11 protein-coding genes and 1 pseudogene are annotated in these 13,574 nt (G+C 58.7%); 9 read left to right on the top strand and 3 right to left on the bottom strand.

The features are described from left to right. The 9 genes and pseudogenes from VIN96_RS04360 to VIN96_RS04320 all read left to right on the top strand — a co-directional run. Positions 1 to 265: substrate-binding domain-containing protein (locus VIN96_RS04360; protein WP_331894217.1), on the top strand; the 265-nt coding region annotated here is incomplete at its 5' end. Positions 266 to 397: 132 nt separating this feature from the next. After that, positions 398 to 1,342, top strand: a pseudogene (pstC, locus tag VIN96_RS04355) (phosphate ABC transporter permease subunit PstC); the annotation flags it as partial. A 4-nt stretch (positions 1,343 to 1,346) separates the two neighbouring features. After that, a complete protein-coding gene (gene pstA / locus VIN96_RS04350; RefSeq protein ID WP_331894216.1) occupies positions 1,347 to 2,588 on the top strand; it encodes a phosphate ABC transporter permease PstA in 1,242 nt (413 codons plus the stop codon). Positions 2,589 to 2,600: 12 nt separating this feature from the next. Continuing rightward, positions 2,601 to 3,422 (top strand): phosphate ABC transporter ATP-binding protein PstB, encoded by an 822-nt coding sequence (pstB, locus tag VIN96_RS04345; protein WP_331894215.1) that lies wholly within the window; start codon positions 2,601 to 2,603, stop codon positions 3,420 to 3,422. A 15-nt stretch (positions 3,423 to 3,437) separates the two neighbouring features. Beyond that, the gene (phoU, locus tag VIN96_RS04340; protein WP_331894214.1) at positions 3,438 to 4,151 is read left to right on the top strand and encodes a phosphate signaling complex protein PhoU; all 714 of its coding nucleotides are present in this window, start codon (positions 3,438 to 3,440) and stop codon (positions 4,149 to 4,151) included. A gap of 19 nt (positions 4,152 to 4,170) precedes the next feature. Beyond that, on the top strand, positions 4,171 to 4,857 hold the full coding sequence (gene phoB, locus VIN96_RS04335; RefSeq protein WP_331894218.1) for a phosphate regulon transcriptional regulator PhoB: 687 nt from the start codon (positions 4,171 to 4,173) through the stop codon (positions 4,855 to 4,857). Positions 4,858 to 5,066: 209 nt separating this feature from the next. Beyond that, on the top strand, positions 5,067 to 6,242 hold the full coding sequence (locus tag VIN96_RS04330) for an esterase/lipase family protein (RefSeq protein ID WP_331894213.1): 1,176 nt from the start codon (positions 5,067 to 5,069) through the stop codon (positions 6,240 to 6,242). After that, on the top strand, positions 6,239 to 9,676 hold the full coding sequence (locus VIN96_RS04325) for an acyl-[ACP]--phospholipid O-acyltransferase (RefSeq protein ID WP_331894212.1): 3,438 nt from the start codon (positions 6,239 to 6,241) through the stop codon (positions 9,674 to 9,676). The genes VIN96_RS04330 and VIN96_RS04325 overlap by 4 nt, the downstream gene beginning before the upstream one ends. After that, positions 9,673 to 10,425, top strand: a complete 753-nt coding sequence (locus tag VIN96_RS04320; RefSeq protein WP_331894211.1) for a ceramidase domain-containing protein — start codon at positions 9,673 to 9,675, stop codon at positions 10,423 to 10,425. The genes VIN96_RS04325 and VIN96_RS04320 overlap by 4 nt, the downstream gene beginning before the upstream one ends. Here VIN96_RS04320 and ccoS read toward each other — a convergent pair. From ccoS to VIN96_RS04305, 3 genes are read right to left on the bottom strand one after another with little or no spacing between them, the layout of a single operon-like run. Continuing rightward, complete coding sequence (ccoS, locus tag VIN96_RS04315) at positions 10,416 to 10,625, bottom strand: cbb3-type cytochrome oxidase assembly protein CcoS (protein WP_331894210.1); 210 nt, start codon at positions 10,623 to 10,625, stop codon at positions 10,416 to 10,418. The two genes, VIN96_RS04320 and ccoS, sit on opposite strands and share 10 nt — an antisense overlap. Positions 10,626 to 10,627: 2 nt before the next feature. After that, positions 10,628 to 13,075, bottom strand: coding sequence for a heavy metal translocating P-type ATPase (locus VIN96_RS04310; protein ID WP_331894209.1), 2,448 nt, complete (start codon positions 13,073 to 13,075; stop codon positions 10,628 to 10,630). After that, entirely contained in the window at positions 13,075 to 13,572 is a 498-nt protein-coding gene (locus VIN96_RS04305; RefSeq protein WP_331894208.1) for a FixH family protein, read from the bottom strand. The genes VIN96_RS04310 and VIN96_RS04305 overlap by 1 nt, the downstream gene beginning before the upstream one ends. Positions 13,573 to 13,574 lie beyond the last annotated feature (2 nt).

Genomic DNA, 13,574 nt, shown 5'->3' with positions numbered 1-13,574 from the left:
GGGTTCTTCGATCAACGGCAAGGACGTGACGTTCGAAAACATCGCTTCGGGCGACTATCCGGTTTCGCGCGCGCTGTTCTTCTACGTCAAGAACGCCCACGTCGGCAAAGTTCCCGGCATCCAAGAATACGTTGCCGAGTTTACCTCCGACAAAGCATGGGGCGAAGAAGGCTACCTGGCCGACAAGGGTTTGATCCCGATGCCGAAGGCCGAACGCGCCAAGTTCGCGGACGACGCCAAGGCGCTCGCAAACCTGTCGATGTAATCGCCGACTAAGACAGAACAAAACAACCGGCGGCGATCGCACGTATTTCAGATCGTCGCCGGAATTTGTTTGGAGATTTCAGACGTGACCACGTCAACGATACAAAAGAATCGCGCACCGAAGAAAGGTGGAGGCCGGATGTACGTCACACCGTCTCGGCGCGCGAAGAAGGCCGTGGAAGCCGCGATCAAGGGGGTCTTGATCGCCAGTTCCACGGTCGCGATTTTGACCACGGTCGGCATCGTCGCTTCGCTGTTGTTCGAAGCGATGCGTTTCTTTAGCGAAATTCCGATGACCGACTTTCTGTTCGGTTTGGAATGGAGCCCGCAAACCGCCATTCGCGCCGATCAGGTCGGCGCATCGGGGTCGTTCGGCGCGGTGCCGTTGTTCGTCGGTACGTTGTTGATCAGCGCCATCGCACTTTTGGTGGCGACGCCGGTCGGCTTGTTTGCGGCAATTTATCTGGCCGAATATGCCCACACCAATGTGCGCAATTGGGTTAAGCCGATTTTGGAAATTCTCGCCGGTATCCCGACCGTAGTTTACGGTTTTTTCGCCGCGCTTGTGGTTGCACCGTGGTTGCGCGGCACCGGTGAAGCGGTTGGCTTCGATGTTTCATCCGAAAGTGCGCTGGCCGCCGGTTTGGTGATGGGGGTGATGATCACCCCACTGATTTCCAGCTTGTCGGACGACGTCATCAACGCCGTTCCACAAGCCATGCGCGACGGGTCTTTCGGTCTGGGCGCAACCAAATCCGAAACGATCCGAAATGTGGTTCTGCCCGCGGCGTTGCCGGGGATTATGGGCGGCTTGCTGCTGGCAGCATCGCGCGCCATCGGCGAAACCATGATCGTGGTGATGGCGGCAGGCTTGGCAGCCAACTTGACGGCTAACCCCTTGCAGGCGGTGACCACGGTGACGGTGCAGATTGTCACCTTGTTGACCGGCGACCAAGAATTCGACAGCGCCAAGACTTTGGCGGCGTTTGCACTCGGTCTGATGTTGTTTGTCACGACCTTGGTCTTGAACGTCTTCGCCCTTCATATCGTTAAAAAGTATCGTGAACAGTATGACTGATTCCATGAGCAAGTCCGAACGCATTCAAAAAGGTCTCGCAAAGCGTTATCGCGCGGAAAAGCGCTTTCGCCTGTATGGGATCGTCGCCATCGCGGTCGCCATTTCGTTTCTCGTGGTGATGTTGACCGCCATCGGCATTCGCGGCGTGGGGGCGTTCCAGCAAACGCACGTCGCGTTGACGGTGAAGTTCGACGAAGAAATGGTGAAGGACAACAACTGGCAGGGCATTGTTAAAAATGCCATGCGCGAGACCTTTCCCGAGGTCAAGTCGCGCAGCGACAAGAAGTTGCTTTATAAGCTGATGAGTTCCGGCGCAGGCTTCGACTTGCAAAACATGTTCAAGCAAGACCCGGAGCTGCTCGGTCAAGTGCGCACCATCTGGTTGCCGGCATCCGATGACATCGACATGTTGATGAAGGGTGCCATCGACCGCAACGCACCGGAAGATGATCGCCGCGTAACCGACAAGGAAATCGCCTGGGTCGACCAATGGTTGGCGGGCGATCTTATCGAACTGCAGTTCAACACCCGCTTCTTTACCGCAGGCGATTCCCGCGAACCGGAACTGGCGGGCATTCTCGGCGCGTTCATGGGCTCGTTGCTGAGCCTTTCGATCTGTTTCTTACTGTCGTTCCCGCTCGGCATCATGACCGCGGTGTATCTGGAAGAGTTTGCGCCCAAAAATAGGTGGACCGATCTGATCGAGGTCAACATCAACAACCTCGCGGCAGTGCCGTCGATCGTGTTCGGCTTGTTGGGATTGGCGGTATTTTTGAACTTCTTCATGTTGCCGCGTTCGGCCCCCGTTGTCGGCGGCATGGTGCTGGCGCTGATGACGCTGCCGACCATCATCATCGCCGCGCGTGCGGCATTGCGCGCGGTGCCGCCGTCGATCCGCGAAGCGGCCTACGGCATTGGTGCAAGCAAAGTGCAGACGGTCGTCCATCATGTTTTGCCGTTGGCAATGCCCGGCATGCTGACCGGTACGATTATCGGCATGGCCCAGGCGTTGGGCGAAAGCGCGCCGCTTTTGATGATCGGCATGGTGGCATTCATCGTCGATATTCCGGGCAGCTTCGTCGATCCGGCGACGGCATTGCCGGTGCAGATTTATTTGTGGGCGGACAGTCCCGAACGGGCGTTCACCGAACGCACCGCTGCGGCGATCATCGTCCTCGTTGGTTTTCTCATTATTATGAACTTGCTCGCGGTGATCCTGCGTCGGAAGTTCGAACGACGCTGGTAAGGAGTACGCATAATGGAACTTGCCATTCACACAGAAGTTTCCGATCTGGCCCGTGTCAATCCACACGGGGTCAGCTTGCCGCATAAGGTTACGGCACAAGGCGTCAACGTTTTTTACGGCGACAAGCAGGCGCTGAAAAACATCAACCTCGATATTCCGTCGAACATGGTTACGGCGCTGATCGGTCCGTCCGGTTGCGGTAAGTCGACGTTTTTGCGTTGCCTCAATCGCATGAATGACGTGGTTGACGGGTGTCGCATCGAAGGTCAAATGACGCTGGACGGTGAAGACATCTATGCCCGCGGCGTCGATGTCGTGCACTTGCGCGCGCGTGTCGGCATGGTGTTCCAAAAACCCAACCCGTTTCCCAAATCGATTTACGACAACGTGGCATACGGTCCGCGCATTCACGGACTGGCGAAAAATCGCAACGACATGGATGAAATCGTGTTGACCAGTCTGGAAAAGGCGGGTCTTCTCGATGAAGTGCGCGACCGTTTGGAAGCGCCCGGCACCGGTCTTTCCGGTGGGCAGCAGCAACGCTTGTGTATTGCCCGTGCCATTGCGGTGGAACCGGAAGTGATTTTGATGGACGAGCCGTGCTCGGCGTTGGATCCAATCGCCACGGCTAAGATCGAAGAGCTGATCGATGAGCTTAAGGAAAACTATACCATCATCATGGTGACGCACTCCATGCAGCAGGCTGCGCGCGTGTCGCAAAAGACCGCGTTCTTCCATCTCGGCGAACTGGTCGAACAGGGCGATACCACGGACATTTTCACCAAACCCGAAGACGAACGCACCCAGGCGTACGTTACGGGCCGCATCGGTTAAGGGGACCGCAACCCGATGGAACACGAACATATCGTTTCGTCTTTTGACGAAGACCTGAGCAAACTTGACGGCATTATCGCCCAAATGGGCGGGCTGGCCGAGCGCCAGCTGGCCGATGCCGTCGATGCGCTGAACCGCCGCGACGTGACGTTGGCGCAAAAAGTGATCGAAACCGACAAGCAGATCGACCTGCTTGAAGAAGAGATCGACAACTTCACCATTCGCGTTTTGGCCCTGCGCCAGCCGATGGCCGATGATTTGCGCGCCGTCGTGGTGGCGCTGAAAATGGCTGCGAACTTGGAACGCATTGGCGATTACGCCAAAAACGTCGCCAAACGTACGCTGACGTTGTCGACCATGGAGCCGGTAGGCAACGCCACAGCGAGCATCCAGCGCATGGCGCGTCAAGTGCAAGGCATGATCAAGAACGTGCTCGACGCTTATGGTGCGCATGATATGGCCAAGGCCGATGATGTGCGCATGCGCGACGAAGAGGTCGATTTGATGCACACGAGCTTGTTTCGCGAGCTGTTGACCTACATGCTAGAGGATCCACGCAACATCACGGCGTGCACGCATCTTTTGTTTGTGGCCAAGAATGTCGAGCGTATCGGCGATCACGTCACATCCATCGCCGAAAATGTTCACTTTCTCGTGTCTGGCGAAATGCCTGCCGTTGAACGCCCCAAAAGCGATCGTTCAAGCGAGACGGTGATCGAAGAGGGCTGAGGAGACTGACTTGGAACACATGGTTCTTATTGTCGAGGACGAACCGCCCCAGGCGGAACTGTTGTCGTACAATCTCGAAAAAGAAGGTTTCAGGGTCTTGATCGCCCAAGACGGGGAAGAGGGCTTGTTGATGGCCCAGGAAAACACCCCCGATGCGATCGTGCTCGATTGGATGCTGCCGGGCCTGAGCGGTATCGAAGTGTGCCGCCAACTGCGCGGTTCTTCCGACACCCGTGAAATCCCGATCTTGATGCTGACGGCTCGTGGTGAGGAAGAAGACCGCGTGCGCGGCATCGAAACCGGCGCCGACGATTACGTGGTCAAACCTTACAGTCCACGCGAAGTGGTGGCGCGCATCAAGGCGCTGTTGCGCCGCGCCAATCCGTCCTTGTCGAGCGAAGCGTTGCAGTACGCCGACATCGCCATGGACTTGGCCCAGCATAAGGTCAACCGCGACGGTCGTTCGATTCACTTAGGTCCGACCGAATTTCGCTTGCTGAAAACCTTGATGGAGCGGCCCGGCCGCGTGTTTTCACGCGAACGGTTGCTCGATCTGGTGTGGGGCCGTGACGTCTATGTCGAAGACCGAACCGTCGATGTGCACATTCGCCGGTTGCGCAAAGCCCTCAACGAAGGCGGCGGCGAGGACGTGATTCGCACGGTGCGCGGCGAAGGCTACGCCATCGATACGGACAAAGGCATCTGAAGCTGTCTGTCATTCGCTGTGAAGCGCCGTCCCTCGGGGCGGCGTTTTTTTTCGGCAATTCGGGATATTGCTTCGTGTGATGGCCGTCATCGCCGGTTTTCAGGGATTTTGCCATGATCAAGCCGGGCGCAATTGACACTTGCCCCTTTGGGGCTTATTGTAAGTGAACGATTGTTTACATTAGGTGTCGCGTTACAGGATCTGCGAACATGAGTAGGCAAAAAGACAAATCCGGTTTTGGCGTCAAAGGAAAGGACGATCTCGCCAGATCCTTTGGCGAGATGTTGTTGAGCGGCCGGGCGCTGGAAAAGCGCAAAAGCCCGCACATTAAACTTGAACCCAAACTGAAACCTCGTGCCAAAGCATCTTTCGGGCGCAAGGATGGCGCACCGGGCACTTCCGTCCGCGAACCCCAAGGCGGATCCGGGCAACGCTGGTTGCGGCTGCCAAATCTGTTTAAGCGCCGCAGTTGGAAAACGTTGGTTGTGTGGGGTTTCGCCATTGCATTGGCCGTGCAGGCGATGGCCTTGGTGTTCAACGTGCCGGTACCGACCTTGGGCGGACGCCAACTGTGGACCGATGTACGCATCAGCGACGGCTGGCGGGTGCAGTGTCATGCCTGGACCGGGCATTGTCGCTTGCTGGACCGTCACAACCTTCGCCACGACTGGGGCAGGGAAGACGAGATGCTGGCGGCGTTGGATACGATGGTTGCCCAAGGGCGTATTCAGGCCCCGCGTCCCGATGCGGTGGTGCTGGTACACGGTCTGGGGCGGTCCGCGCATAGTCTCGATAAGATGGCCGAAGAGCTGCGCGCGCAGGGGTTCGAAGCGGTCCAGTTCAACTATGCCAGCACCCAAGGTGCGATCGCGGATCATGCTCGTGCGCTGAACCGTGTTCTAGACGGACTGAAAGGCGTACGCACGGTGTCGTTCGTGACCCATTCCTTAGGCGGTCCGGTGGTGCGGCAGGCTTTAGAGCAGAATAAACAAGATTTTGAAGTGGGGCGGGTGGTGATGTTGGCGCCACCAAACCAAGGCAGCCACGTGGCGCGAACCCTATCGCAGTACGCCTTTTTTCGCACGCTCCTCGGTCCGGCTTTGACGGATCTGGCTTCACCCTCTATGCAGGTATTGGCGAAACCGCCGTCGCCGTTTGCGGTCATCGCGGGGCGTGTGTCGGTGTTGAGCGGGGATGGGGACGGTGTGGTGGACATCGAAGAGACCAAATTGAAGCACATGAGCAAACATCTGGTCGTGCCCGCGAGCCATACGTTCATTATGGACCACCCCGATGTGATATCCTTTAGCGTCGATTTTATCGGCGCGGTTCGCAAACATGCGATTGAAACGCAAAAAGCTCAGAACGAGGGACACAAGACATGAGTTTCGACATGGCTCACCTGCTGAAAAGCCGTCGCTTTCTGCCGCTGTTTGTGACCCAGTTTTTGGGCGCGATGAACGACAATTTGTTCAAAAGTGCGTTGGTGATGCTGGTGACATACGAACTGGCGGAAGCCGCCGGGATCGATGGTCCGTTAATGGTCACGGCGGCGGCGGGTGTGTTCATTTTGCCGTTCTTTCTGTTCAGCGCCACCGCCGGGCAACTTGCCGATCGTTTCGACAAGGCGCAATTGGCGCGGTTCGTCAAAGCCGCCGAAGTGGTGATCATGACCGGCGCGGCGGCGGCGTTTTTCAGCCAAAACGTCTGGGCGTTGATGGCGGTGTTGTTTTTGATGGGCGCGCAGTCGTCGTTGTTCGGTCCGGTCAAGTACGCAATCTTGCCGCAACACCTGCATGCGGATGAACTGATCGCCGGCAACGCGATGGTCGAGGCCGGAACCTTTCTCGCCATCTTGCTCGGTACCATCGCGGGCGGCTTGTTGATCCTGACCGACGGCGGTGTGCTGTTGGTGTCGAGCCTGATCGTGGCGGTGGCGTTGCTCGGTTACGCCGCCAGCCTCTTCATCCCCGCAGCGCCTGCGCTCAACCAGGATCTGAAGGTCGATCTCAACGTGATCGGCGCGACCGCACGGATGTTGCGTCATGCGATCGGGCGGCGCGATGTGTTTTTGTCGATCTTGGGGATCTCGTGGTTCTGGCTGGTGGGGGCGACGTTTCTCAGTCAGTTTCCGACCTTTGCCAAGGTGACGTTGAACGGCGACGAAAGCGTGGTAACGCTGTTTCTGTCGATTTTCTCCATTGGCATCGCCATCGGGTCAATGCTGTGCAGCAAGGTGTTGAAGGGCGAGGTCACGGCTAAGTATGTGCCGTTCGGCGCGATCTTGATGACGGTGTTCATGACCGATCTGTATTTCGCCAGCACTCATGTGTCGGCGCTGATCGGCATCGGTGGCGAATTGGCCGGAGTGCAGACGTTTCTGGCCCAACCCATCGGCATGCGCATCACCTTCGATTTGCTGATGGTGGCGATCTGCGGCGGCCTGTACATCGTGCCGCTGTACGCCATTTTGCAAAGTCGCGGCGAAGATACCCACCGGTCACGCGACATCGCATCCAATAACATCGTCAACGCCTTGTTCATGGTGGTTTCGGCTTTGGTGGTGTCGGGATTGTTGGCGGGCGGCATGACGGTGCCGGGCGTGTTCATGACCGTCGCCATCGCCAACGCGGGCGTGGCGCTCTACATCTGTCGCTTGCTGCCGGATGCCTTGATCAAGGCGTTCATGGTGTGGTTGTTCAAGCTGGCCTTTCGCGTCGAGGTCAAGGGCTTGGAGAATTGGCAAGCGGTTGGCGACAAGGCGGTGATCGTTGTCAACCACGTGTCGTTCTTGGACGGTGCGTTGCTGGCGGCGTTCTTGCCGGAAAAACCGATGTTCGCCATCAACACCCACATGGCGGAACGGTGGTGGGTGCGGCCGTTCTTGATGTTGTTCGAAGCGTTCCCCATGGATCCGACCAAGCCGCTCAGCACCAAGTCGTTGATCAAGGAAGTCGCCAAGGGCAAAAAGTGCGTGATCTTTCCCGAAGGTCGCATCACCGTCACCGGCGGCCTGATGAAGGTCTACGAAGGTCCGGCGCTGATTGCCGACAAGGCCGACGCGGATGTGTTGCCGGTGCGCATCGACGGGGCGGAATTTTCCATGTTTTCGCGCCTCAAGGGCACGGTACGCCGGCGCTGGTTCCCGAAAATCACGTTAACCGTTTTGCCGCCGCGGCGTTTGACGGTCAATACAGAGTTGAAAGGTTCCGCCCGCCGCGCCCAAGCAGGGCTTGAACTGTACGACGTGATGAGCGATTTGATGTTTGAATCGCGCCGTACCCGCCAAACCCTGTTCGACGCGCTTTTGGACGCCCGCACCATCTATGGATCGCGCGCAATCGTGCTGGAAGACATCGCCCGCGCGCCGCTGAGCTACGGCAAGCTGGTCAGCGGTTCCATCGCGTTGGGGCGCAAACTCGCAAGGATCACCGGCAAGGGTGCCAACGTCGGTGTATTGCTGCCCAATTCTGTCGGCACGGCGGTGACGTTTTTCGCCTTGCAAGCGGTGGGGCGGGTTCCGGCGATGCTCAATTTCTCTGCCGGCGTCGGCAATATGATCTCGGCACTAAAAACGGCGGAAGTGGACGTGCTGTTGACCTCCAAGGCGTTTGTCGAGGCGGGCGAACTGCATCAAACCATCGACGCCTTGCGCGAACATACCAAAGTGGTGTGGTTGGAAGACGTCAAAGCGGGTGTCGGCTTTATCGATAAGCTGGGCGCGGTGATGTTTTCGACCTTTGCGGCGCGGGCGTGGCATCGCGGTTTCGTCAAAGACCCGCAGCGCCCCGCGGCAGTGTTGTTCACTTCGGGGTCCGAAGGCGCGCCCAAGGGCGTGGTGCTCAGCCACGACAATCTATTGGCCAATCGCTATCAGTTGGCGGCGCGGATCGAATTCAACCCCACCGACGTCGTGTTCAACGCCCTGCCGGTGTTTCACAGCTTCGGTCTCACCAGCGGGATGCTTTTGCCGGTTCTGGCGGGCGTGCGCACATTCCTCTATCCATCGCCGTTGCATTACCGGGTGGTGCCGGAATTGGTATACGATTCCAATGCGACCATCATGTTCGGCACCGACACGTTCTTGGCGGGATATGCCCGCGCCGCCAATCCGTACGATTTTTTCAAAGTCCGTTACGTCTGTGCGGGCGCGGAAAAAGTCAAAGACGATACCCGCAAAGATTTCGTGGAAAAATTCGGTTTGCGGATTTTGGAAGGCTACGGCGCAACCGAAACGGCCCCGGTCTTGTCGTTCAATACCCCAATGCATTTTAAACTCGGTACCGTGGGGCGCTTGTTGCCGGGGATCGAGCATAAGCTGGTTGCCGTTCCGGGGATCGAACGCGGTGGCAAGCTGGTGGTGCGCGGCCCCAATGTGATGATGGGCTACCTGCTGGCGGATAATCCCGGCGTTTTGGTGCCGCCCAAAGACGGCTGGTACGACACCGGCGATATCGTTTCCATTGACGATTTCGGTTTCGTCACCATCCAAGGCCGGGCCAAGCGCTTTGCTAAAATCGCCGGTGAAATGGTGTCTCTGGGGGCGGTTGAAGATTTGGCATTGGCCACTTGGCCGGATACGCGCCATGCCGCGATCACCTTGCCCGATCCGAAAAAAGGCGAGCAGGTCGTCTTGGTCAGCGAGTTCGACAAGGCCACCCGCGACGATTTGCTGAAAGCCGCCAAGGGATCCGGCATCGCCGAGATCATGGTGCCAAAATCGGTGCTGGCGGTCGATGCGTTGCCATTGCTGGGCAGCGGCAAAACCGACTACCCCGGGGTCGAGGCCTTGGTACAAGCGCGCCTGGGTGACGGATGAGCGACACGATCAAGCCGTGGGTGGTCGGCGGTGTGGCGCTGGGCCTTGCCGCGGCGATGTTGATTTTCGTCGCCCCAATTTCCCAGCCCTTGGCTTATCACGATTTTGCCGATCTGCGCGATTGGTTGGGGATACCCAACTTTGGCGATGTGATGTCCAACGTGCCGTTCATCGCGGTGGGACTTTATGGTCTGTGGGTGCTAAGTCGGCAACGTGGTCACGGAAACTGGACGGCGGATGCACGCTTGCCATTGGCAGCGTTCTTCATCGGTGTGGCCTTGGTAGGGCCGGGCTCGGCCTATTATCACTGGGCGCCGGACAATGCGACTTTGTTTTGGGACCGCTTGCCGATGACGGTCGGGTTCATGGGATTGTTGGCGGCGGTGATTACGGATCGGGTCGATGCCCGCATCGGCGTGCGCTTGGCGTTGCCGGTGCTGATCGCGGTGGGGGTGTTTAGTGCCGTTTATTGGCGCATCACCGACGATCTGCGAGTTTACATCCTGGTGCAGTTTCTGCCGGTTGTGATCATTCCGATGATCATGTGGCTGTGGTCACATGGTAAATGGATCACCTGGCGCGCTATCATCGGTGCGTTCGTATTCTATGCCCTGGCCAAACTGACCGAGCATTTCGATGGTGAGGTTCTGGCGTTTTTAGGCAAGCAACTCTCAGGTCATACCCTCAAGCACTTGTTTGCGGCGATGGGGCCGTTGGCGGTGGCGGTGACGCTGAACGATCAGTCCTGATCTTTGGGTTCTGATGTCGTCGCGTCTTTTTTAGCCGGGTCTTTTTTGGGCGGGGGTGGGATGTCGTCGTCGAACAAAATGCGGTTGGCGGCGCCTTCCATGTCGTCGTACTGGCCGGATTTCAACGACCATAGAAACGCGGACAGCGCCAACAGGCCCAACACCAGCGCAATCGGGATGAGGTAAATCAGAGATTCCACGTTCAGGTTTCCTTTTGCGCGGGCTGCAACGGTTTGACGGTTCGATCACCCGGCAGGTGTTTGAGCGTAACGCCCTTGCCAAGTCCCAAACGCAGCGAATTGCCGATGACCACCAGCGACGACGTCGACATGGCGATGGCGGCGATCAACGGCGTAACCATGCCGGCCATCGCCATGGGGATGGTGGCACTGTTGTAAGCGAACGATAAGGCAAAATTTTGTTTGATCAGTTTGTCGGCGTATTTTGCGACGTGCAAGATTTCCAAAACCGGGGCCAGTTTGTCGCCCTGAAAGACCACATCGGCAGCCGTCTGACTGACGTCGGCGGCGCTCGACGGCGATAGGGATACATGCGCAGCGGCCAGCGCGGGCGCATCGTTGAGACCGTCACCGACCATCATGACGTTTTTGCCCTGCCCAGCCAGCTCATGCAGGCGTGCAACCTTGTCGGCCGGCTTCAATTGGGCGTGCCAATCGTCAATGCCCGCGCGACGGGCGGCAGCGGCAACGGCCGCGTTGCGATCGCCGGACAACAACATCACGTGAACGCCTTGGGCCTTCAACGCAGCTATGATTTGCGGGGCATCGTTGCGCAATTGATCGGAAAAGGCGAAGCGCACCGGGGCGGCGTTGGGACGCGCCAGCCACAGTTCGGCTTCGGCCTGGGCATCGTCGTCTTCCACCCCGCACCAACCGCGACGGCCAAGGCGCACTTCACCGTCAGGGGTCATCAATTTGAGCCCGGACCCGGGCACCTCCACGACGCCATCGGCTGCGGCTACCCCGGAAATTTCACGGCTCAACGCGCGTGACAAGGGATGTTTGCTGACCACCGCCATGGAGCTCGCCATATGGATGTCGTCTTCGCTGAGCTCTTCACGGTTGACCCACTGCGGCGCGCCGTGCGTCAGGGTGCCGGTTTTGTCGAACACCGCGACGTCCACGGTGGCTAGGCGTTCCAGCGCCGTGCCGGTTTTGAGCAAGATGCCCCGTTGCAGCAAACGCCCGCCCGCCACCACTTGCACGGCAGGCACCGCCAGCGCCAAGGCGCATGGACAGGTGATGATCAGCACGGCGATGGCGATCATCAGCGAATCCTGCCAATTCATTCCGGCAATCAACCACCAGCCCAAGAATGCGGAAGCGGCCAGGAGGTGAACCACAGGGGCATACAGGCGCGAGACCCGGTCCGCCAGTGCGACGTACTTGGCGCGGGCGTCTTCGGCGGCCTCCATCAGGCGGACGATTTCACTGAGCAGCGTGTCTTCGCCGGTTTGCGTAACCTCGACAACGATGGGGCCGCTGAGGTTCAGCGTACCGGCAAAAACCTTTTCGCCCGCACGCGCTTGCGCCGGAGTGCTCTCGCCGTTGATCAATGAGGTGTCGATGTCGCTTTCGCCGCTTTGCACCACCCCGTCGGCGGCGATGCGTTCGCCGGCCGCGACGAGAAACCGCATCGCCGGTTTAAGTCGTTCGGGCGGTGCCACCTCGCGGCTGCCGTCGTCCAGCAAGATGGTCACGGCGCGGGCTTTCAGTCCCATCAGGTTTTCGCCCGCAGCCCGCGCCCGTCCGCGTGCGCGGCTGTCGAGATAGCGCCCGATCAACAGGAAAAAGACCAAAGACACGGCGCTGTCGAAATAGACGTGCTCGCTCATGCGCACGGTTTCGACGAGGCTCATGGTGCTGGTGAGAAGCACCGCCAGGGAAATCGGCACATCCATATTGGTGCGCCCGGCCTTGAGTGCGGTGAGGGCGCTGTGAAAAAACGGGCGCGCGGCATAAGCGATCGCGGGCAGCGCGATCAGGGCCGACAGCCAGTGCATGGTGTTGCGGGTGAATTCACCCATGTCCTTTCCCGCCCACACCGAGACGGAAAACATCATCACGTTGCCCGCCGCGAAACCGGCGACCACCATGGCACGCAGCAACTGCTTTTCGCGGCTCTGGGTCTCGGCGGAAATCAAGCTGGGATCGTAAGGGGCGAGGCGATAGCCGAGGTGGGTGACGACGCCGATCAGGTCTGTGGCGTCGGCTTCAGCGGCGTTCCACTTCAACACCAAGCGCCGGGTGGTCATGTTGATGCGCGCATGGACCACGCCGGGCTGTTTACGCAGCACCGTTTCGATCAGCCACACACACGCCGCGCACTGCAGACCCTCGACCATCAGATGCAGGGTGGTGACCCCCTGATCGTCGGTGGTGGCGAAGGCCGGGAAGTCGAAGCGGGTGTTTTCGTCGTCGGGGCGCATCGACGGCTGGTCGGGATCAAGGCAACGGCGCTGGTAATAACTTTCCAGCCCCATGCCCTGGATCATTTCGTAGGCCGCCCGGCAACCCGCGCAGCAAAAATGCGCCCCCCCGGCACTGCCAGCCGGTACCGGTTCACCGCAGTGCAAGCATGTGCCGCTTTGATCTGTACCGATGGGGCCTGTGCTTTGGGGGGCCGACATTAGGGGATTTGGACCCTCGAACGCATCTTGAAGGTATCATCGCCATGGGTTGCGGTGTATTGCAATTCCCACAGTCCCGGCAACGCCAAGGTCGCCTTGGCGACGTAGGTGCCATGGCCTTTGTAGGTGAAGATCAATTCTTGATCGTAACCTTCTTGGGTCGGGCGCTTGGCCAGCGCGCTGATGTAGAGGTTGTTGAGATCGTGCCCGGCTTTGTCGGTAAAGTGAAGGCGAAACACCCCGGCACGCGGATCATCCGGGAGCGGCACGTTTTCAAAATCGAATTTCACGTTCCAGCCCAGCGCGTCTTGTTGGGCGCGCTGTTCCAGAACGGCGTTGTAGCTTTTGCCTTGATTGAAGTAATCCTTGGTTTCAAGGCCGGTCCACGTGGTTACCGCGAAATAGGCCATCAGGCCGTTGACGGGGAACACGACGCAGAACCCGGCAACGAAAATCCAGGGATACCACCAACCGTCGGGACGTTTCGATTTGCTCATGG

The sequence above is a fragment of the Magnetovibrio sp. genome, assembly GCF_036568125.1.
Lineage (GTDB): Bacteria > Pseudomonadota > Alphaproteobacteria > Rhodospirillales > Magnetovibrionaceae > Magnetovibrio.
The sequence above is the reverse complement of the archived record's forward strand: the minus strand, read 5'-3'. Positions and strand labels throughout refer to the sequence as shown.